Source organism: Mycobacterium hippophais (assembly GCF_027529605.1).
Classification (GTDB): domain Bacteria; phylum Actinomycetota; class Actinomycetes; order Mycobacteriales; family Mycobacteriaceae; genus Mycobacterium; species Mycobacterium arseniciresistens.
In genome coordinates, this window is sequence record NZ_JAPZPY010000008.1 from 96,623 (window position 1) to 116,032 (window position 19,410).

At 70.7% G+C, this 19,410-nt stretch carries 20 protein-coding genes; 6 read left to right on the forward strand and 14 right to left on the reverse strand.

Annotation, left to right across the window (positions count from 1 at the left end):
* Window positions 1-918, forward strand: coding sequence for a LysR family transcriptional regulator (locus O6P37_RS17775; RefSeq protein ID WP_269895326.1), 918 nt, complete (start codon window positions 1-3; stop codon window positions 916-918).
* Window positions 919-953: 35 nt separating this feature from the next.
* Here O6P37_RS17775 and O6P37_RS17780 read toward each other — a convergent pair whose 3' ends face one another.
* The gene (locus O6P37_RS17780; RefSeq protein WP_269895327.1) at window positions 954-2,351 is read right to left on the reverse strand and encodes a xylulokinase; all 1,398 of its coding nucleotides are present in this window, start codon (window positions 2,349-2,351) and stop codon (window positions 954-956) included.
* Window positions 2,352-2,435: 84 nt separating this feature from the next.
* Here O6P37_RS17780 and O6P37_RS17785 point away from each other — a divergent pair, with 84 nt between their 5' ends.
* The 4 genes from O6P37_RS17785 (at window position 2,436) to O6P37_RS17800 (ending at window position 5,595) form a co-directional block, all read left to right on the forward strand.
* Window positions 2,436-2,987, forward strand: a complete 552-nt coding sequence (locus O6P37_RS17785; protein WP_269895328.1) for a dihydrofolate reductase family protein — start codon at window positions 2,436-2,438, stop codon at window positions 2,985-2,987.
* A 96-nt stretch (window positions 2,988-3,083) separates the two neighbouring features.
* Window positions 3,084-4,091 (forward strand): DoxX family protein, encoded by a 1,008-nt coding sequence (locus O6P37_RS17790; RefSeq protein WP_269895329.1) that lies wholly within the window; start codon window positions 3,084-3,086, stop codon window positions 4,089-4,091.
* Window positions 4,092-4,189: 98 nt separating this feature from the next.
* A complete protein-coding gene (locus O6P37_RS17795; RefSeq protein ID WP_269895330.1) occupies window positions 4,190-4,663 on the forward strand; it encodes an RDD family protein in 474 nt (157 codons plus the stop codon).
* A 38-nt stretch (window positions 4,664-4,701) separates the two neighbouring features.
* Window positions 4,702-5,595, forward strand: coding sequence for an SCO6745 family protein (locus tag O6P37_RS17800; RefSeq protein WP_269895331.1), 894 nt, complete (start codon window positions 4,702-4,704; stop codon window positions 5,593-5,595).
* Here the strand turns inward: O6P37_RS17800 and O6P37_RS17805 are convergent.
* From O6P37_RS17805 to O6P37_RS17830, 6 genes are all read right to left on the reverse strand, one after another.
* Window positions 5,582-5,938 (reverse strand): DUF3140 domain-containing protein, encoded by a 357-nt coding sequence (locus O6P37_RS17805; protein WP_269895332.1) that lies wholly within the window; start codon window positions 5,936-5,938, stop codon window positions 5,582-5,584. The two genes, O6P37_RS17800 and O6P37_RS17805, sit on opposite strands and share 14 nt — an antisense overlap.
* A 3-nt stretch (window positions 5,939-5,941) precedes the next feature.
* On the reverse strand, window positions 5,942-6,151 hold the full coding sequence (locus O6P37_RS17810) for a hypervirulence associated TUDOR domain-containing protein (RefSeq protein WP_269895333.1): 210 nt from the start codon (window positions 6,149-6,151) through the stop codon (window positions 5,942-5,944).
* A 58-nt stretch (window positions 6,152-6,209) separates the two neighbouring features.
* Window positions 6,210-6,539 carry a YnfA family protein gene (locus O6P37_RS17815; protein ID WP_269895334.1) on the reverse strand — a complete coding sequence of 110 codons (330 nt, stop codon included), beginning with the start codon at window positions 6,537-6,539 and terminating at the stop codon, window positions 6,210-6,212.
* Between the two features lie 81 nt (window positions 6,540-6,620).
* Window positions 6,621-8,621: a DUF7064 domain-containing protein gene (locus O6P37_RS17820; RefSeq protein ID WP_269895335.1), complete on the reverse strand. Its 2,001-nt coding sequence runs from the start codon at window positions 8,619-8,621 to the stop codon at window positions 6,621-6,623.
* Between the two features lie 47 nt (window positions 8,622-8,668).
* Window positions 8,669-10,615, reverse strand: coding sequence for a primary-amine oxidase (locus tag O6P37_RS17825; protein WP_408633194.1), 1,947 nt, complete (start codon window positions 10,613-10,615; stop codon window positions 8,669-8,671).
* Window positions 10,616-10,671: 56 nt separating this feature from the next.
* Window positions 10,672-12,180 carry a carboxylesterase/lipase family protein gene (locus O6P37_RS17830; RefSeq protein WP_269895337.1) on the reverse strand — a complete coding sequence of 503 codons (1,509 nt, stop codon included), beginning with the start codon at window positions 12,178-12,180 and terminating at the stop codon, window positions 10,672-10,674.
* A gap of 76 nt (window positions 12,181-12,256) precedes the next feature.
* On the opposite strand from O6P37_RS17830, the gene O6P37_RS17835 reads away from it, so the two are divergent.
* Window positions 12,257-12,964, forward strand: a complete 708-nt coding sequence (locus tag O6P37_RS17835) for a hypothetical protein (RefSeq protein WP_269895338.1) — start codon at window positions 12,257-12,259, stop codon at window positions 12,962-12,964.
* A gap of 10 nt (window positions 12,965-12,974) precedes the next feature.
* Here the strand turns inward: O6P37_RS17835 and O6P37_RS17840 are convergent, their stop codons facing one another.
* The 7 genes from O6P37_RS17840 to O6P37_RS17870 all read right to left on the reverse strand — a co-directional run bounded on the left by O6P37_RS17840 (window position 12,975) and on the right by O6P37_RS17870 (window position 19,387).
* Complete coding sequence (locus O6P37_RS17840) at window positions 12,975-13,130, reverse strand: hypothetical protein (RefSeq protein WP_269895339.1); 156 nt, start codon at window positions 13,128-13,130, stop codon at window positions 12,975-12,977.
* A 45-nt stretch (window positions 13,131-13,175) separates the two neighbouring features.
* Window positions 13,176-14,273, reverse strand: coding sequence for an LLM class flavin-dependent oxidoreductase (locus O6P37_RS17845; protein ID WP_269895340.1), 1,098 nt, complete (start codon window positions 14,271-14,273; stop codon window positions 13,176-13,178).
* A 2-nt stretch (window positions 14,274-14,275) separates the two neighbouring features.
* Window positions 14,276-15,310, reverse strand: coding sequence for an ABC transporter substrate-binding protein (locus O6P37_RS17850; RefSeq protein ID WP_269895341.1), 1,035 nt, complete (start codon window positions 15,308-15,310; stop codon window positions 14,276-14,278).
* A gap of 26 nt (window positions 15,311-15,336) precedes the next feature.
* Complete coding sequence (locus O6P37_RS17855) at window positions 15,337-16,074, reverse strand: ABC transporter ATP-binding protein (RefSeq protein ID WP_269895342.1); 738 nt, start codon at window positions 16,072-16,074, stop codon at window positions 15,337-15,339.
* Window positions 16,071-16,847 (reverse strand): ABC transporter permease, encoded by a 777-nt coding sequence (locus O6P37_RS17860; RefSeq protein ID WP_269895444.1) that lies wholly within the window; start codon window positions 16,845-16,847, stop codon window positions 16,071-16,073. Before O6P37_RS17860 ends, O6P37_RS17855 begins: the two co-directional genes overlap by 4 nt.
* A 158-nt stretch (window positions 16,848-17,005) precedes the next feature.
* Window positions 17,006-17,698, reverse strand: a complete 693-nt coding sequence (locus tag O6P37_RS17865; RefSeq protein WP_269895343.1) for a hypothetical protein — start codon at window positions 17,696-17,698, stop codon at window positions 17,006-17,008.
* Between the two features lie 60 nt (window positions 17,699-17,758).
* Entirely contained in the window at window positions 17,759-19,387 is a 1,629-nt protein-coding gene (locus O6P37_RS17870; RefSeq protein ID WP_269895344.1) for a RecQ family ATP-dependent DNA helicase, read from the reverse strand.
* Window positions 19,388-19,410 lie beyond the last annotated feature (23 nt).

Sequence of the window (19,410 nt, forward strand, 5' to 3'; positions counted from 1 at the left end):
ATGGACACCCGCCGGCTGCAACTGCTGCTGGCGCTGTCGCGGCTCGGCTCGATGCGGGCGGTCGCCGACTCACACGGACTCACCACGTCGACGGTGTCACAGCAGTTGGCCGCACTGGCCAGGGACACCGACACCCGGCTCATCGAACCCGACGGCCGGCGCGTGCGGCTCACCCCGGCCGGGCGGCGGCTGGCCGACCACGCGGTGACGATCCTGGCGGCGGTCGACGCCGCGCGCCTCGACCTCGACCCCGACGCCGACCCGGCGGGCACGCTGCGCGTCGGCGGGTTCGCCACCGGGATCCGGGTCTCTTTGTTGCCGATCCTCGACGAACTGTCCCGCAGCCATCCCCAGGTCGACGTCGTGATCAGCGAATACGAGCCGATCGAGGCGTTCCGTCTGCTCGCCGACGACGACCTCGACCTGGCGCTGACCTACGAGTACGACCTCGCGCCGGCATCGCCGGACGCCGTCCTGGAGGCGGTGCCACTGTGGTCGACACCGTGGGGCCTCGGAGTGCCCGACGACGACCCCAGCGACATCGCGGATCTCCGCGACTTCGCCGATCGCCGCTGGATCGTCAACTCCCGCAACACCGCCGACGAGGACGCTGTCCGCACGCTGGCGTCGCTGGCCGGTTTCACACCGACCATCGCCCACCAGATCGACAGCCTCGAGCTCGTCGAGGACCTGATCCGGACCGGCTACGGCGTCGGACTGCTGCCCGTGCACCGGCCGACGGGACCCGGCGTACGGGTGCTGCCGCTCACCGAACCCGCCGTCATACTGACCGCGTTCGCCGTCACGCGGCGCGGCCGCTCGACGTGGCCGCCCCTGCGGCTGGTGCTCGACCGATTACGACCGCGGACCCGTCCGGTGCCTGCCGAATCGTGGCCGAGGCCGGCGGCCCGCCAGTGACGCGACCGGATGCACTGTCCTGCAATGACTTCGCGTCACTGCCCGAGGGTCAGCGGCTGCGCGGCGCGGTACTGGTCCAGCACGGCAGGGGTGGCGTCGGCGGTGTAGGAGGCCGTGATGCCGAAGGACCACTGCGGCGGCTCACCACCGGCGGCGAGCGTCCACGCGGCCTGCCTGGCAGCGCCGAGCGCCACATACTCCCCGGGGGTGGGAACGTGTACCGGCCTGCCCCAGATCGCGGGTGCGATCTTGCGGACGGCCCCGGATCGTGCCCCGCCGCCCACCAGGATGATGCGCTCCACCGCGACCCCCTGCGCCGCGATCTTGTCGATGCAGTAGGCCAGCGAGGCCAGCAGCCCTTCGACCGCCGCCCGCGCCATGTTGGCGGAGGTGAGGTTCCGGGTCGTCGCCCCGTGCAGGGCGCCCGCCGACTCCGGCAGATTCGGTGAGCGCTCGCCGTCCAGGTACGGCACCAGCGTCAGACCCTCGGCTCCCGGCGGCGCCGACAGCGCCAGCCGGTCGAGCTCGTCGAAGTCCACCCGGAGCAGCGCGGCGACCGCGGCCAGCACCGGTGCGCCGTTGAGTGTGCACACCAGGGGCAACTGCCGGCCGGTGGCATCGGCGAAACCCGCGACGATGCCTTCGGCGTCATGGGCTGCGGTGTGGCCGACCGCGCTGACCACGCCCGAGGTCCCCACGGAGATCACGCAGTCCCCCGGCTGGGCGCCGAGCCCCAACGCCGCGGCGGCGTTGTCACCCGCGCCGGGCCCGAGCACAGCGCCGGCCGGTGTGCGGCCGGCCTCGTCGTGCGGACCGAGCACGACCGGCAACGACGGACCGCGGCCCCGCATGGCCAGCGCGAGGAGATCGTGGTCGTAGGCGTCGCGCTCCGCCGAGAAGTACCCGGTGCCGCTGGCGTCACTGCGGTCGGTACGCAGGTCGGCGATGTCGGTCGAACCGGACAGCCGCCACGTCAACCAGTCGTGCGGCAGGCACACCGCCGCGGTCGCATCGGCGTGTGCCGGTTCGGCATCGGCGAGCCAGCGCAGTTTCGCCGCGGTGATCGACGCCACCGGCACCACGCCGATGCGGTCCGCCCATGCGGCTCCGCCGCCGAGCTCGCCGACCAGATCCGCGGCCGCGGCAGCGGATCTGGTGTCGTTCCACAGCAAGGCGTTCCGCACCACCGAACCGTGCCGGTCCAGACACACCATGCCGTGTTGTTGCGCGCCGACCGAAACGGCGGCGACGTCGTCGAGGCCGCCGGCGGCGCTGACGGTGGCCTGCAACGCCGACCACCACAGTTGCGGGTCGACCTCGGTGCCGTCGGGGTGCGGCGACGACGCCGCGCGCACCACCTCACCGCTCTCGGCATCGCAGATGACGACCTTGCAGGACTGCGTCGACGAGTCGAATCCCGCAACCAGCGTCACCGCTACCTCCTCGAGTCCGGTCGAATGTCCCAGCCTAGTCAGCCGGGCCGATGATTCCCGGACGCTGTACGGGTCGGTACCGGTATGCGAAAACTCGTCATCACCCAGAACGCCACGCTGGACGGATCGATCGAGATGCTCGACGACTGGTTCGACCCGCAGCTGCAGGACCAGGAACTGCTCGACGAGACGCACCGCCAGGACCGGGATTCCGACGCGCTGCTGCTCGGACGGCGGACGTTCGAGGACTTCCGGGGGTACTGGCCCGAGCAGACCGACGACAGCACCGGCATCACCGACTACCTCAACCAGGTCGCCAAGTACGTGGTGTCCTCCACACTGGAGGATCCGCGCTGGGCGAACTCGACGGTGCTGCGTGGGGATCCGGTGGCCGAGGTGGCCGCGCTGAAGGCCGCACCGGGCCGCGACATCGTGCTGACCGGCAGCATCTCGCTCGCCCATGCGCTCATCGCGGCCGGAGCGGTCGACGAGTTCCGGCTGACCGTCTACCCGACGGTGCAGGGCCGCGGACGACGGCTGTTCCCCGACGGCCTCACACTCCCCCGGCTCTCGGTGCTCGAGCCGGCACGCACCTTCGGTTCCGGCGTCACCTTGCTCAAGTACCGCGTCGGCTGACTGCGCCGAAGAGGCGCTGGGGACGACGGAAGACCGACACGTCGTATTGCGGCAGATCAGGGTTTGTGAAGCGGATGCCGTGGGAACCCCCGGGCCATGTTGATTCGACGAGTCGCGCGCCCCATGTTGTCCGCCGTTTTCATCGGGCGCGGCGTAGACGCGCTGCGGAGTCCCAAGCCCGCCGCCGACGCCGCCCGACCGACGCTCGACGGCCTGAGCAAGCTGCCCGATCCGGTCGGCCCCAATGTGCCGTCCGACGCCGAGACGGTCGCCAAGGTGACCGCGGCTGTTCAGATCGGTGGCGGCCTGCTGCTGGCGACGGGCAAGCTGCCGCGGTTCGCCTCGGCCGCACTCGCCCTCAGCGTGGTGCCGGGAAGCCTCGGCGCCCACGCCTTCTGGACCGAGACCGAGCCGGGCCGCAAGGCCGACGAGCGTCGCGCGTTCCTCACCGACATCAGCCTCATCGGCGGCCTGATCATCGCCGCCGTCGACACCGAGGGCAAGCCGTCCCTCGGCTGGCGCGGCCGGCGCGCCGCACGCAAGGTCTCGGTGGCCGTCACCTCCGCGCTGCCGGTGGGCGCGGCCGCGGGCAACTCGCTGACCGACAGCGAACTCGCCGAGAAGGTCGGCCACGGCCTGCAGGTCAGCGCCGAGCGCAGCCGGGAGCTCGCGCAGATCGCCCGTGAGCGCGGTGCCGAGTTCGCCGAGGTCGCAGGCAAGCGCGGTGCGGAGTGGGCCGATGTGGCACGCGAGCGCGGCGCCGAACTCGCCGAGGTCGCGAGCAAGCGCAGCGCCGAACTCGCCGAGGTGGCAGGCAAGCGGGGCGCCGAACTGGCCGACGTGGCAGGCAAGCGCAGCGCCGAACTCGCCGAGGTGGCTCGGGAACGCGGTTACGACTGGGCCGAACTCGCCCGCGAGCGCGGGTCGGAGTGGGCCGACGTCGCCCGCGACCGCGCCCCCGAGCTCGCCGACGTGGCCGCCAAGCGCAGCGCCGCCGTCGCCGACGCCGCCCGCTACCGGGCCGGCGACATCGCGGGCACCACACGCAAGGAACTGAAGAAGACCCGCAAGGAGCTCAACAAGCAGCAGAAGCGCCTGCGCTGACCCCGAAAGCCGTCACCGCCCGAGCGGCCGTCGCCCCTTCCCGGCGCCCGCTCGGGCGGTACATTCGCATCCACCCCTTGTGAGCAGGAGCGAATGCGATGACTTCAGGCGAGTACGGTTCCCCGTCCGGTTCCTACGGCTCGCCGGGAGCGGGTGCGCCCGGCGCATTGCTGCCACGGTTCCTGGCCCGCCTGATCGACGGCATCCTCGTCGGCATCGTCGCCGGGCTGCTCATCGTGCTGACCGACAGCATGTCGAGCTTCTGGGCATCCGGCCTGTTCACCGGCGTGCCGATGTTCCTCTACTTCTTCGCGTTCGAGTTGACCCAGGGCTGGACGCCGGGCAAGAAGCTGCTCGGCCTGCACGTGCGTGGCGCCGGCGGCGCAGCCAAGCCGTCCGCCCGCGAGGCGGCGATCCGCAACGCGTTCACGGTCCTGACCATCATTCCGCTGGTCGGTGGGCTGCTGGCGTTCGTGGCGATGGTCGTCATCGCGGTGACCATCAACGGCAGCCCGACCAAGCAGGGCAAGCACGACGAGCTGGCCGGCGGGACGCAGGTCGTCAAGGGTTGACGGCCAGCGGCATCCACCGGCGATGGTTAACTGCGATGGTGGGCAGACAACCGAATCTCGCACGACGCTTCTTCGACCGGTTCGAGGCGGTGCACGCCGTCACCTACTTCGCCCCGGAGGCGCGGGCCGCGATGGACGCGCTCGGGTACCGCGGCTTCTGGATGGGCTACTTCGCGGCGCGCTCGGCGCCGCTGGGGCCGGTTCCGGCGGAGGTGGTTACCGCCGTGTTCTACAACTTCGCACCCTCGCGGGTGGCCAAGGCCCTGCCCGCGGCCTGGGAGGTGGCCGGCCCGGCCGAGGCCCTGCGCGCGCGTGAGGAGTCTGCCGTCGCCGCGCTGCGGCGCTACGGCCTGGTCGACGACGACGGCCTGCGCACCGCAGCCGAACTCGCGGCCAGGGCCGCCGTCGCGGCACCGGTCGACGGTCGGCCGCTGTTCGCCGCCAACCTGTCGCTGGACTGGCCCGCCGATCCCGTGGCGCGGCTGTGGCATGCCGCGACGCTGCTGCGCGAACACCGTGGCGACGCGCATGTGGCGGTGCTCGCCGCCGCAGGCGTCAGCGGCCGCGAATGCAACGTGTTGCACGCCGCCGCGGGCAAGGTGCCCGCCGAGATGATCATGCGCAGCCGGGATTACGACGAGCAGCAATGGGCCGAGCACCAGCGCCGGCTCGCCGCACGCGGCCTGCTCGACGACAGCGGAGCGCTCACCGATGCAGGCCGGGAACTCAAGCAGCACATCGAGGACACCACCGACGCGTTGGCGCTCTCGGCGCTCGACGACCTCACCGACGACGAGGTCGAACACCTGTTCCGGACGCTGACACCGCTCGCCCGCGCCGTGGTGGCCGGAGGCGACGTGCCGCAGGCCACCCCGATGGGTCTCAATCGCGACAACCTCGACGACGAGAGCGCCGGGCTCAGGACTTCTTGACCGGGTCGTGGCCCCAGTTCTTCAGCGAGTACCGCCACGCCGAGTCTTCGATATCGCCTGAGGGCCGTTGCGCCAGATGACGTTTGGTGTAACCGACGACCTTGCGCATGTGCGCGTAGTCCTCGTCGGACAGGTCGGACTTCTTGGCCTTCAGGATCTTGACGATGTGCCGGCCGCTCTCGTGGCCGGTGGACTCGCCGCCGCCGGACTTCTGGCCCACCGACTTCGAATCGTCGGAGTCGAGCCACTTCTCCAGCTCCGACGGGGTCATGTTGACGACGTCGTGGAACTCGTCCCACGTCTGCTTGTGGTCCTCGTCCTGCTTGGTGTCACTCTCGGCCATCGGTCACTTCTTCTTCAGCGCGCCCGGCTTGTGGACGGCGTCGTTACCGCTCTTCTCGCTCTTCACCCGGTACTGCGGCTCGTCCTTCGACGCCTTGACCTTGCGGCCGGCCGCCTCTTTTTCCGAGGTGATCTTCTCCTGGACGGTGCCCTCGGCGGTACTGCCGTGACTCTGCCAGCTGACCTTGTCGCCCTTCTTGAACTCTTTGCTCATGAGCGGCGGGTACCCGTCGGCCCCGCCGTCATTCGCGGCGTCCGGGATTCGTCACATTTCAGCGGGGCGCGTACATGATGACGCCGACGCCGATGAGACTCACCACGGCGCCGGTGATGTCCCACCTGTCCGGGCGGAAACCGTCGGCGACCATCCCCCACGCCAGCGAGCCGGCGATGAACACGCCGCCGTAGGCCGCCAGCACCCTGCCGAACTGGGCGTCGGGCTGGAACGCCGCGACGAAACCGTAGGCGCCCAGGGCGATCACCCCGAATCCGACCCACCACCAGCCGCGGTTTTCCCGCACTCCTTGCCAGACCAGCCAGGCGCCGCCGATCTCCAGCAGCGCTGCGAGCACGAACAACATCACCGACTTGGCCACGACCATGCCCGTCAGCCTGCCGCGAGCGTGCACGTTTGTCGGTGATTGACGGCGTGTCGGGCCGCAGACACGCGCACTCGCGGACTTCTAAGAGCCGAGGTTGCGGTTCCACTCCAGCCAGCCCACGCCGGTACGGCCGTCGGTGAGCGTCACCGTTGCCCAGGCGCGCGGGAAGTGGCTGATCCGGCCGTCGTCGGCGGTCAGCCGCACCGGCGCGAAACCGCGAAGGTCGACGGTGGCGTCCACGTCGCCGGGCGACATGGTCAGCGTGGTGGTGACGGGTAGGCCGTTGTCGGCGAACGTCGCCTGCGCGGTGACCGTCGCGGTCTCCTGCAGCGGCGCCCCCGGCGGTTGCACGTAGCCGACGCTGAGCGGCGGCGCCCCGGGAATGCGCAGGTCGACACCGTGCAGATGGGTGCCGTCGTCGAGGTGCAGCGCACTCCACACCCAGTCCATGGACCACCAGTCGCGCACGCCCCAGGAGTGGTCGCGCTGCCCGGGCGCATCGCGCAGCGTCACCGTCCGGCCATCGGCGGTGATCGTGCCCGACACCGTGCAGGCGATCTCGTATCGAGGGGTGATGCGGTACTGGTAGGGCGTGCCGGCCGTGGTCCAGGTGAGGTCCATCGTCAGCTCGACCGGACGGCCCTCGGCGCCCTCGAGCAGTGCGCCGGCGTCGTCGAACGCCTGTCCGCTGCCCCGCACGGTCACCCGGAAGCGGCGAAGCGGTTCGTCGGCCGCCATGGAGATCTCGACGGCGTCACCCCGCGCCAGGAACGGATCCTCAGGCAGTGGCGCCTCGAAGTCGAGGACCGCGATGGTCGGCATGTCGGGCCCGCAGATCAGCGCGTTGAGCCAGGCCGTGCGCCGGTTGGGATACAGACCGACCCTGACCCAGCCGCCGATGCCCTGGCCGGCGTCGACGACGTCGAAGTACCAGCTCTCGTTCCACAATTCCTCGTCGCCCGGCGGGTGCCCGCCCTCGTCGCCTGCCGACGGTTGCAGGGCTTCGGGCAGCGGCGCCGACGGCAGCACGTCGAGCGCGCCGGTGTCGAGCACATGAGAGCAGTGCCGCGCGAGCATGGTCATGAACATGCGGTCGCCGCGGTCGGTGCGCTCAACGAGCATCGACGACACGATCGCCATCATCACCCCGAAGAAGCTCTGCCGCCGGACGCCGTCGCGCACCTCGTCGAGGCTGACGGTCGACTGTGGTCCGAGCGCCTCGTGGTATGCCCGCAGCAGGGCGTCGTAGTGGTCGCGGCGCGCCGACTCCGTCAGGGCGCAGCCCAGGAAGTACGCCACGTCGGTGAAGGCCGGGCCCCACGTGACGGTCTGCCAGTCCACCACCGTCAGCGGGCGGTCGGCGCCGGCCTGACCGAACAGCATGTTGTCGAGCCGGTAGTCGCCGTGCACCAGACCCGCGACACGTTGCGCGGCGGCCTCTTCGGCGACATAGGCGTCGAAGCTCGCCACCAGCCGCTCGCACACCTCGCGGTGTCCTGGTTCGATCGTCTCGGCGTAGCGTTCGGCGAAGCCGGCCCACAGCGCGGCGATCAGGCCCTGGTTCATCGGCGACTCCCGGTTGAGCCAGTCCGCATCGGCCAGCGCGGGATCACCGAGCAGCGGCCCGTGCACCCGGCCCAGTTCGGTCAGGGCGAGCGTCGCCTGTTCGATTGTCGCGCCGCGGATCTCGTCGCCCACAATGGCGGGCGCCGCGTCGCCTAGCACCAAGTGGAACGTTCCGTTCGCGGCGTCGTAGGCGGCGTCGTGGCAGGGTGCGACCGGGCCGCCGAGCCGCGGGGCGATGTCGGTGTAGAACCGCACCTCGCGTTCGTAGAGTCCCATCGCCAGCCCGGTCTGCCTGCTGTTGGCGTCGGTGGCGGCGACCTTGAGCACCACCGACTCCGGGCCCGGCGCCGCGTCGTCGGCGTACTGCAGCGAGACGCGGTAGCACTCGCTCATCTGGCCGGTGCCGATGCGTTCGAAGGAGAAGCCGGCGACGCGTCCCGCGCCGATCGCCGTGGTCAGCCAGTCGGCGGTCAGGTCGTCCGGCCGTTCGATCACCAGGTCGTCACGTGCGTCCACCGGATGAACGTAGCAGTGGGGTGGATCACACTGTTGACGGGTGTCAATCAGTGCGGCGCGCTGGTGGAAGGGGTGTGGCAGTGCTGCGGCGGTGCTGGGGGCACGTCGAGTGCGGGGTTGCGGTCGAAGAAGCCGTAGGGCTTGAGCCAGAACGACACCACGTCGACCGGCATCACCGGCCAGTCCTCCGGCCGGGTGATGTGGTGGATGCCGAAGACGTACCACAGCACCACGTCGGTGTTGTCGATCGACCGGTTCGCCTTCGTCCACTCGCCGAGCCCGGTGTCGGTCTCCGACTGGTTGACGAATTCGCCTGCAGGCCAGCGCTCGTCCGGGTTGTTCGGTGTCACCCACAGGGTGTGGCCGATCACGTTGGCGCGGCGCAGCACCGGCGACGCCGGGTCGAACATCGGCGGGAGCGCCCCGGTGGGGATCAGCTTGTAGGACGGGTGGGTGCCCAGTCCGTTGACGACGTTGGTGTTGACCACCTTCCAGCCGCGCTGGGAGGCGAAGTCGACGTCCTGCCTGCCGTCGGCCTCGGTGAGCAACGGCACCTCGCGCAGCAGCACCGACAGGCCGTACGGGTTGGCTGGCCCCATCGGCTCGGCGTAGGACTCCGTGCGGTAGACCGTGTTCGCGCCGCCGTCGACGTCGAGGTCCAGCCGGGCCACCAGGAAGTGCTGGTGGAACGGCGCATACGTGCGGTCGTCGACCAGCGTGCCGTTCGGGTGGGGCTGACCGGGGGCGAGCGGGGTGGTGACCATGATCCCGGTCGCGCGCACCTCACACTCGATGTTGCCGTCCTGGTAGAGCCGCCAGTACACCAGGTACTCGTAGTTCGCGACCGTGACGTGGAACGACACGGTGAGCCGCCGCATCCGTCGCACCTCGGCGCCTGCGTCGTGGTCGACGTGCTTCCACAGGACCGCGTTGTCCTCCTCGTGGATGCAGATCGCGTTGGTGATCGTGTACGGCACGCCGCGGCTGTCGTGCAGCACAGCGTCCAGGTAGCGGATCTCGCCGAGGCAGTCACAGCCCAGTTCCAGTGACGTCGTCATGAAGCCGAGGCCCCATTCGCCGATGTCGAACGCCGTGCGGCGGTAGTGATCGTGCGACGAATCCCGGTACGGCACCACCATCTCGGCGAACGAAAGCCGGTGCGCCACCGACCGGTCGCGGTCGCCGTCCCGGTAGGACACCGTGTGCAGCGTCATTCCCTCCCGGTGGTTGAACCCGATCCGCAGCGACCAGTTCTGCCACTGCAGCAGATTTCCGTCGAGCCGGAACGACGTTCCCTGCGGCTGGGTGATGTGCAGCGGCGCCAGTGGCTCGCGGCGCCACGCCGCCCTGATCCGCTCGGGGATGTGGGCCGGCGCGTATTCGCCCATGACGTCCGGTGGTTCGGCGCCGCCGCCGGCGAACGGGCCGGTGTCCTCGATCCGGAGCAACGACATGGCGTTGAGGTCGACGACGCAGTGCAGCCCACTGACCATGTGCGCATAGGGATTGGCACCCGGTGCGCCGCGCAGCCAGGTGTCGGACCAGCCGATCCGCCGGTCGCGGAATTCCGTTGGAGCGACGGCGTTTCCGTACGTCCAGGTGTCCATGAACACGAGCTCGAGGTCGGTGATGCCGCGGCGGGCCAGGGCGGCGATCAGATCCGGATGCGAGCGCAGCATCCGGTCGCATTCGGCGAACTCGTCGACCGTGAAGTTGGCCTGCACGCCGGGCAGGTGCGTGAACGACTCCACCCGGTCCTCGGTCAGCGACACCACGCCCTTGTACGTGGAGTTGGTCGCCCGGTGCAGGCAGATCACCGTGGCACGGCGCTGCGGCGCGATGCCTGTGGCAGCGAACTCGCGAAGCTCCGCCTTGCCCGGTTCGCTCAGTTCGACCGACGCGAACCGCCAGCCGTCGTCGACGTCGGTGTCGCGGCGCAGTATCGCTGACACCGCCTCGAATTCGTCTGCGGCCAGGGGATCCAGGGGATGCACGCGATCACGCAATCACATCCGGCGGCGCCCCGCAGGCGTTCAGGGTGCTGGGCGCGCTAACGCGCCGCGAGGCTGAAGCCCTCCCACGCCTGCCTGCGGTCGACGTCGGGGTCGAACTCGATCCGGGGCTTGCGGTCGAACACCCGCACGGCGCGTTGGTCGGCGGTGTAGAGCGGCCAGTCCTCCCCCGGCACACCCGTGCGGCCGAACGCCCGCCAGCGCCGCTGCACGTCCCGGCTCACCCGGCGGGCCGACCGCTGGTCGGCGGCCGCGGTGAGCAGCGACCCCAGCCGGGTGCGGTAGGTGTCGAACACGGCGAGCAGCTCCATGGCGTGCGTGGCGCCGAGCCCGGACCACTGCAGCGTGCGGGGTGCGTAGTCGTAGCGGTAGACGTAGGTGGGCGCGTGCCGGGAATGCGCCCCGGCGACCTCCCAGGTGGCCGTGCCGAAGGCGAAGTCGCCGCCGAGCCGCACACACGCCGACGGGCTCGGGTAGCCGGGGTAGGCCGACGTGATGCGTTCGCGCCGCTCGGCGTCCGAGTTGGCCAGCAGCAGCTCGATGGTCGCCTCGGACGTCGGCAGCAGCTGCAGGAACCGGGTGAACAGCTTGCCCTCCTCGGCGTTGTTGCCGACGATGAGGGGCACCCGGTGGGCGGTGCCCTCGCGCATCGCCTCGACCGGATCGCGGGGCAGGTAGTCGGTGCCGAACGCCGGGCCGACCGCGAACGCTCCCGGCAGGTCGTCCGTGCCGCGGGTGAGCAACCGGTCAAGCGCGGTCACCAGCTCCCTCGGCCTGGCCGCCATCAGCGCCGCGGCCCCGTCCTGGGGTTGCGCGCCGAGCAGCCCGGCGAACTGGTCGGCGAAGGTCGCGGCGGCTTCCGGTGACCGCACCATGCCACTGACCGGGCTCTGCGAGATGACCCGCGCGAAAAGGCCTTTGGCTTGCGGCACGGCCAGCAGCGTCGCGACGGCGTGCGCCCCGGCGCTCTCGCCGAAGATCGTCACGTTGTCCGGGTCGCCGCCGAACACCTCGACGTTGTCGCGCACCCAGCGCAGCGCCATCACCAGGTCGCGCAGGTACAGGTTGCCGTCGATCGGGTTCTCCGGCGTGGACAGCGACGACAGGTCCATGCAGCCCAGCGCCCCGAGCCGGTAGTTCACCGAGATGTAGACGCAGCCCCGCCGCGCCATCGCCGCACCGTCGTAGAGCGGTGTCGCCGAGCTGCCGAGCAGGTAGCCGCCCCCGTGGACGAAGAACATCACCGGCATCGGGCCGTCGGGCCGCGACTGCGGCGCAACGACGTTGAGCGTCAGGCAATCCTCGCTCATCGGCTGGTACTTGTTGACCCCGACCAGGGTGTACCTGCGCTGCTGCGGCGCGCAGTACCCGATGCTGTGGCAGTGCCGGACACCGCGCCACGGCTGCGCGGGTAACGGCGCCCGGAACCGCCGCCGGCCCACCGGCGGCTGGGCGTACGGGACGGCCCGCCAGCGGTGCACGCCGTCACGGGTGAAGCCTTCGATCGTGCCGGTGCTGATCGTTGCGCGGACCGTGTGTTCGTGCATTCACCGACCGTAGCGAACGAACCGCCGTTCGCCGCGCCTGACGGGCCCCACCGCATCGGCCCGCTAGCCTGGCTGCATGCGGATTGCTGTGTTGATCGCGGCGTCTGTGCTGGTGGCGGGGGTTTGCGCAGGGTGCGGCGGGCAGGACGGCGAGTCCGGGGCACCGTCGGGTTCCCGATTGTCGGTGCCGTCGCCCACGTCGCGCCCGAGCGTCCCGGCCACCACCACTGCGACGTCGAAGCCGCCGGTGGGCGCGCCGCTCGCCGGCGCTGCGATCGGCGACGTCATCGCGTTCGTCGCGGCCGGAACGCCCACCGACGTGAGCGGCTTCCACGAGGCGACACGGGACGGCGAGGTGTCACGACTCGGCGATGCCGTCGCATTCACCACACCGTCGGGCACGACGCGGTGCATGACCGATCCGCAGTCCGACGGCGGGCTGGACTGCCTGGTCCGGCTGACCGACTCGCCACCGGCCCCGCCCGACATCGCGGGCCAGTGGATCGGCGACTGGGTGGACTTCACCGGCCCGACGCTCGACGTCGGATCGGTGCACGGCGATCCCGGCCCGTTCGTGCGGGGCGACGGGGCCGCACTGCCCTACGGCCGGTCGCTGGCCTTCGGTGACTTCCGGTGCCGCGCCGACCCCGCGGGCCTGTTCTGTGTGAACTACGCCCACCAGACGGCCGCCCGCCTCAGCGACGCCGGGGTGGAGCCGTTCGGCTGCCTGAAGAAGGTGAGCCCGCCGGCCGACATCGGGATCCGGTACGGCTGCCCGGAATGACCCGCCGCACCTAGTCGGTGGTGCGAAGCCGCGCCTGCCAGTCCATGTCGGTCGCACCGGTGACCATGCCGGCGTAGAGCCAGGTGCTCGAGCTGCCCGCCACCACCCAGTACAGGATCCAGGGTGCGAACCCCACGAAAGGGCTGTGCTCAAACCATTCATCCATCGTCACCGCAGAGTACGAGCAGCGGCGCCGCGGTGCGTCCTCAGGTCAGGCGACGCCCTTGCGCCGCAGCAGCGGGAGCACACCCTCGGCGAACCAGTGCGCCTCCTCGAGGTGCGGGTAGCCCGACAGGATGAACTCGTCGAAGCCCAGCGCGTGGTACTCGACGACCAGGTTGGCGACCTCCTCGTGGCTGCCGACCAGCGCCGTCCCCGCGCCGCCGCGCACCAGCCCGACCCCCGCCCACAGGTTCGGGTAGATCTCCAGCTGGTCCACCCGTCCGCCGTGCAGCGCCGTCATCCGCCGTTGCCCTTCGGATTCCGACTTCGAGTGCAGGGCGGTGGCCTTCGCGATCTGTTCGGGCGTCAGCTGGCCGACGAGTTCGTCGGCGACGGCCCATGCCGCCGCGGAGGTGTCGCGGCTGATGGTGTGCAGCCGGATGCCGAAGCGGATGGTGCGCCCGCGCTCGGCGGCCAGCGCGCGAACCCGCTCGATCTTGGCGGCCGCCGCCTGCGGGGGCTCACCCCAGGTCAGGTAGACGTCGACGTACTGCGCGGCGATCGGCAGCGCGGCGGCCGAGGACCCGCCGAAGTAGATGCCGGGCAACGGGTTCGGTGGCGCCGACACCCGGGCGTCGGCGACCCGGTAGTGGTCGCCGGAGAAGTCCAGTGACTCCTGCTGCCAGAGCGTGCTGACGATGTGCAGGAACTCGCCGGTGCGGGCGTAGCGCTGATCGTGGTCCAGCCAGTCGCCGAACCGTCGCTGCTCGAGGTCGTCTCCCCCGCTGACGATGTTGAGCAGGACGCGCCCGTCGGAGAATCGCTGCAGGGTGGCGGCCTGCTGGGCGGCCAGCGTCGGCGGCACCAGCCCGGGGCGGAACGCCACGAGGAACTTCAGCCGCTCGGTCTCCGACAACAGCGCCGCCGCGGTCAACCACGCGTCCTCGCACCAGGTTCCGGTCGGGGTGAGCACTCCCTCGAAGCCCAGACGGTCGGCCGCGCGGGCCACCTCGGCGAGGTAACGCCGGCTGGGTTCGCGGTACCCGGCGGGCACGGTGTGGTGCGACGAGGCGTGCGAGGCGCCGACGATGTTGCGGCTGTCGCCGTTGGTGGGCAGGAACCAGAAGAATTTGGCGGGGGTGGGCATGTTCACTCCTTGTTGCGGTCGATGTAGAGCGGGGCCAGCACGTCGCCGTAGCGGCGGTCGACCCAGCGGGAGAAGTCGGGGGCCGACGCGATCTGCTGCGACTCCGCGAAGAGGTCGGCCATCTCCTGCTCGGACGCCACGAGTTGATCGGACAGGTCGAAGGGCAGTCGCAGGCTGCGGCCCTGCGCCAGCTTTGCGACCTCGGGGTCGAGGCCGACGTCCTCGCCGTAACGGGTGGCCCACTCGTCGGGGTTGTCGTGCGCCCACCGGACGGCCTTGGCGTAACGCACCAGCAGATCGCTCAGCGCCGAGTTGCGCTTCGGGTCGGCCAGCGCCGCGTCGGCCGCCACGCCGAAGCCGGCGCCGTTGGTGACGCCGGTGGCGCGGGCGATGCTGCGCACGGGCAGCTCCGTCTCGGCCTGTGCGGTGTAGGGGTCCCACACCGCCCACACGTCGACGCGGCGCTGGGTGAACGCCGACAGCGCATCGGCGGGCTGCAGGAACACCAGCTTGACGTCGGCGGGCGTCAGCCCAGCCCGGTCCAGCTGGACCAGCGTATGGCCGTGTGCGGAGCTGCCTTTGGCGACCGCGATGCTCTTGCCCCGCAGGTCGCCGTTCGACTGCAGCGGCGAATCGGCGTGCACCAGGATCTGGTCGCCGAACCCTCCGCCGTCGTATGCCGAGACGATCTTGACCTTCGCGTTGGAGGCGGCGCCGAAGATCGGCGGGGTGTTGCCGGTGATCGCGAAGTCGATCTTGCCTGCGGTCGCGGCCTCGATCTGCGGCGGGCCGGAGGTGAACGTCGAGAACTCGACGGCATACGGCAGGTTCTCCAGTGCTCCCGCGGCCGTCAGCAGCGCCTGGGTGCCGCCCTTCTGGTCGCCGATGTGCAGGGTGACACCGGCCAGTTCGGACAGCGGGACGGTCTCCGGGGCCTGCTGCGCACCGGATGAAGCCTCTCGTGACACACAGCCGGCGAGCAGGCTCACCGCCGTCAGCGCGGCGAGCAGCGCCGCGATCGGCCGGGGTCTGGGCATGGTCGTCTCCTCAGTCGAAGTCGTCGTCAGCGGGTGACGCCGAGCCGGTCGAGCAGCTCGGCGCGGTAATGCTCGGTGTGGGCGGCCGATTCGCCCGGCGGGTGGCGTGGATCGTCGATCTCGAGGGTGTGCGCCACCTTCCCGTCGTCGAGCACCAGCACGCGGTCGGCCAGCGCGACGGCCTCGTCGACGTCGTGGGTGACCAGCAGCACCCCGAATCCGTGTTCACGCCAGAGGTCGACCAGCAGGGAGCGCATGCTCAGCCTGGTGAGCGCGTCGAGCGCGCCGAACGGTTCGTCGAGCAGCATCAGTTCCGGCTCGGCGACCAGGGCCCGAGCCAGCGAAACCCGTTGCGCCTGACCGCCCGAGAGGGTCAACGGCCACACACCGGCGCGGTCGGCCAGGCCGACGTCGGCCAGCGCACGCCGAGCCCGCTCGTTCGCCTCGCCGCGGGACAGGCATTGCCGCGTCAGCCCGTAGACGACGTTGGTGAGCACGTCCCGCCACGGGAAGAGCCGCGGCTCCTGGAACGCCAGGGCGGGCGCTGCGGCCACCACCCGCTCACCGGTGTGATCGGTGGACAGCCCGGCCAGCACCCGGAGCACCGTCGACTTGCCGGATCCGCTGCGGCCGATCAGCGCGACGATCTCACCGCGGGCGATGTGCAGCGAGACGTCGCTGAGCACATGGTGGTCGCCGTACCACTTGTCGACGTGGCGGAGCTCGCCAGCGGTCTGCGTGCGGCGTTCGCTTGCGATGGTCATGTGCGGTACCTCAATGCTCGGCGCTCGAGAGCGCGGACGATGGCATCGGTGCCGATGCCCAGCAGTGCGTAGACGACGAGCCCGAAGATGATGATGTCGATGCGCAGGAAGTCGCGGGCGTTGTTGATCAGGAAGCCGATCCCCTTGTCGGCGTTGATCTGCTCGGCGACGATCAGCGTCAGCCACGCGATAGCCAGCGACTGCCGGAAGCCGACCAGCACCTGGGGCGCGGCGCTGGGCACGATGATGTCGCGAAATCGCTGCCAGAACGAGAATCCCAGTACCTGAGCGGTTTCGAAGAGTTTCGGGTCCACCTGGCGGATGGCCGAGAAGGTGTTGAGGTAGAGCGGGAAACTCACGCCGAGCGCCACCAGCAGCACCTTGGGCAGTTCGCCGATGCCGAACCACACGATGAACAGCGGGATCAGGCCGAGATGCGGCAGCGCGCGCACCATCTGCATCGGCGGGTCGACGGTGGCCTCCAGCCAGCGGGACAGTCCCACCGCGGTACCGACCGCGATCCCGACGACGCTGCCCAGCAGCAACCCTTCGACGACGCGGATGCCCGACACCCGCAGCGCATCGGCCAGTTGGCCGTTGCCGATCAGCTCGACGCCGGCCTCGGCGATCAGTGACGGCGCCGGCAACACGCCCTGCGGGATGAGGCCCAGCGCGCTGCCCAGCTGCCACAACAGCAGCAGAACCACCGGCGACGCCAACCGGATGAAACCCCACTTACGTTCGCGGCGAACGCCTTTCGTGCGCCCACCGATGCCTGCCGTGCCTACCGCGCCCGGCGCAGTCGCCACCTCCGATGAACTCGCCACGGTGAGACGACGCTACGGGCGCACATCGCAGCGGCGTAAGGGTTCTGTTCGCGGTGAGGAAAAGAAACCGCCGGAACACGCGCCCGGCGGCCGGCGGTGCATCGTCAGCCGAGCCGGAAGCTCCCGCTGACCAGGGTCGGCGTCACCGCCCGGCCGTTGATCGTCGATCCCATCGCGCCGTTGCGCATCACCACCAGCTGCGCGGCCTGCTGCAGTTGACGCCGGCTGCGCACCTGCGTGCGGAACTGCTCGGCCGCGAGCCGCTGCCCGTCGGCCTGTTCGAGGTCGTGATCGCTGACACCGCCGCTGTACTGGACGCCGATCGCGGACTCGTCGGGCCGGCGCACCCATGTCGAGCGCACGCCACCGGTATCGGCGGTGTACACCCCCGCCGGCGCTTGCGCCGGCGGGGCGATGAACGGGTACGCGACGCCGTTCACGGTCAGTTCGCCCTCGACGTCGGTGCCGTCGAACGTCGCCTCGAGCGTGTCGCGGAAGCGGGAGTCGATGTCGATGCGGCCGCTGGACTGGCTGCCGAAGAACCATGCTTCGTCGTCGGACCCGTTGCACGCGTAGGCGGCGATGTCCGAGCCGTCGACGGAGATCCCGATGCTCATCGCCCTGCCGTCCCTGGTGATGTCGGCGATGTAGGTGCCCGAGGGCGGGAAGGTGGTGGCCGACGTCGCCGCGACCGACGGCCCGGTCGCCTCGAGCGACGACCCGCCGGAACACGCCACGAGACCGAGCGCGAGCAGCCCACCGATGCTCACCAGCAGTGCGCGCATGTGCGTGAGCATGTGCTCAGCATCCCCCGCCCTTGTTGATCGCGGGCGGAAACCGGCGCCAACGCAGCGGCCCTACAGACGGGTCAGTAGGTCACTGTCCTCGATCGCCGCCATGGCCAACGTGCGGTACCCGTATTCGTCGAACAGCACGGTGATGCGGTCCTGTTCGGCGCCGATCACCACGCCGTCGCCGAATTCGCGGTGGCGCACCGCCGTGTCCACCGGGACGGCCGCAGCGTCGGCGCTGCCGGTGGGCGGATGGTCGGCGTCCAGGCACCGGTCGCAGTTGCCGCACGGGGCGGGCAGCGCCTCGCCGAAATACGCCAGCAGGAACCGGCGCCGGCAGTCGCGGGTCTCGGCGTACCCGCGCATCATCTCCACGCGGCTGCGGTCGATCCGTTCCCGGGTCTCGATGACGTGGCGCGCCTGCTTCACGGCGGTCGCCGGGTCGACGCCGGCGGCTGTCAGGCCCCTGCGTGTCGACAGGACCGCCCCGGCCTGCTCGAGCAGGTTCACGGCGTTGGTCAGGGCCCGTCCACGCAGGTCGAGGTTGGCGCGCAGCTCCTTGAGCCGCCGGGGCTCGTCGTCGTCGAGCGCGCGGTACACCTCGGCGATGGTCTGCTCGTCGGGGGTGTGGGTGGTGAAGAACCGCGCCAGCCCCAGATCCTCGGGCCGGTAGTACAGCAGTGCGGTCGCCTCGTCGCCGTCCCGGCCGCCGCGACCGATCTGCTGGTAGTAGGAGTCCAGCGATTCGGGCACCGAGGCGTGCACCACGAAGCGCACATTCGCCTTGTCGATGCCCATCCCGAATGCCGAGGTCGCGGTCACCACGTCGAACCGGTCGTCGCGGAAGCCCGCGTGCACCTCGTCGCGCTGGGCCGCGCTGAGGCCTGCGTGATAGACGGCGGTACGCATGCCCCGCCCGGCCAGCGCGTCGGCGTAGAACTCGGCGTCCTTGCGCGTCGCGGCGTACAGCAGGCCGGGCCGGCCCAGCGTGGGCACCCGCTCGCAGACGGCCGCACGCTTGCCGTCGTCGTCGAGGTGCTGCTCGACCTGGAGGCGCAGATTCGGGCGGTCGAAGCCGCCGATCACCGACACCGGGTCCCGCAGTCCGAGACCGGCGCTGATCTCGCGGCGCACCACCGTGGACGCGGTGGCCGTCAGGGCCGCCACCGGCACACCACGGCCGAGGCGGCCGAACACGTCGGACAGCCGCAGATAGTCGGGGCGGAAGTCGTGCCCCCATGCCGACACGCAGTGCGCCTCGTCCACCACGATCAGGCTCACGACCGCGTCGGCGAGGCGGGCCACGACGTCGTCGTTGGCCAGTTGCTCCGGGGACACGAAGATCACGTCGGCTCTCCCCCGGCCGATGGCGTCCCAGGCGCGCCTGCGTTCGTTCGCGCGCTGCCCCGAGTGCACCGCGACGGCCACCGCCGCGGTGCCGTCCAGGGCGGCGATCTGGTCGTGCTGCAGGGCGATCAGCGGTGACACCACCACGGTGGCGTGCTCCAGCAGCAGCGCAGGCACCTGGTAGATCGCCGACTTGCCCCAGCCGGTCGGCATCACCGCGACCAGGTCGCGTCCGGCCAGCAAGGCCTCCATGGCCTCGAGCTGTTCGGGCCGCAGCCGTGACCAGCCGAACTCCCGCTGTGCCACGGCGGCCAGGTCGTCACGTGTTTCGGTGCGGTGCTGCGCCACCGCGGTCTGCTACCCCGCGCCTG

What these genes read in the sequence shown, in the direction of transcription:
- O6P37_RS17810 (WP_269895333.1), bottom strand. Translation starts at nt 6,151, where the DNA reads ATGAGCAAAGAGTTCAAGAAGGGCGACAAGGTCAGCTGGCAGAGTCAC.
- O6P37_RS17840 (WP_269895339.1), bottom strand. Translation starts at nt 13,130, where the DNA reads ATGGATGAATGGTTTGAGCACAGCCCTTTCGTGGGGTTCGCACCCTGG.
- O6P37_RS17865 (WP_269895343.1), bottom strand. Translation starts at nt 17,698, where the DNA reads ATGCTCACGCACATGCGCGCACTGCTGGTGAGCATCGGTGGGCTGCTC.
- O6P37_RS17835 (WP_269895338.1), top strand. Translation starts at nt 12,257, where the DNA reads ATGCGGATTGCTGTGTTGATCGCGGCGTCTGTGCTGGTGGCGGGGGTT.
- O6P37_RS17805 (WP_269895332.1), bottom strand. Translation starts at nt 5,938, where the DNA reads ATGGCCGAGAGTGACACCAAGCAGGACGAGGACCACAAGCAGACGTGG.
- O6P37_RS17845 (WP_269895340.1), bottom strand. Translation starts at nt 14,273, where the DNA reads ATGCCCACCCCCGCCAAATTCTTCTGGTTCCTGCCCACCAACGGCGAC.
- O6P37_RS17815 (WP_269895334.1), bottom strand. Translation starts at nt 6,539, where the DNA reads ATGGTCGTGGCCAAGTCGGTGATGTTGTTCGTGCTCGCAGCGCTGCTG.
- O6P37_RS17785 (WP_269895328.1), top strand. Translation starts at nt 2,436, where the DNA reads ATGCGAAAACTCGTCATCACCCAGAACGCCACGCTGGACGGATCGATC.
- O6P37_RS17830 (WP_269895337.1), bottom strand. Translation starts at nt 12,180, where the DNA reads ATGCACGAACACACGGTCCGCGCAACGATCAGCACCGGCACGATCGAA.
- O6P37_RS17790 (WP_269895329.1), top strand. Translation starts at nt 3,084, where the DNA reads ATGTTGATTCGACGAGTCGCGCGCCCCATGTTGTCCGCCGTTTTCATC.
- O6P37_RS17795 (WP_269895330.1), top strand. Translation starts at nt 4,190, where the DNA reads ATGACTTCAGGCGAGTACGGTTCCCCGTCCGGTTCCTACGGCTCGCCG.
- O6P37_RS17855 (WP_269895342.1), bottom strand. Translation starts at nt 16,074, where the DNA reads ATGACCATCGCAAGCGAACGCCGCACGCAGACCGCTGGCGAGCTCCGC.
- O6P37_RS17850 (WP_269895341.1), bottom strand. Translation starts at nt 15,310, where the DNA reads ATGCCCAGACCCCGGCCGATCGCGGCGCTGCTCGCCGCGCTGACGGCG.
- O6P37_RS17775 (WP_269895326.1), top strand. Translation starts at nt 1, where the DNA reads ATGGACACCCGCCGGCTGCAACTGCTGCTGGCGCTGTCGCGGCTCGGC.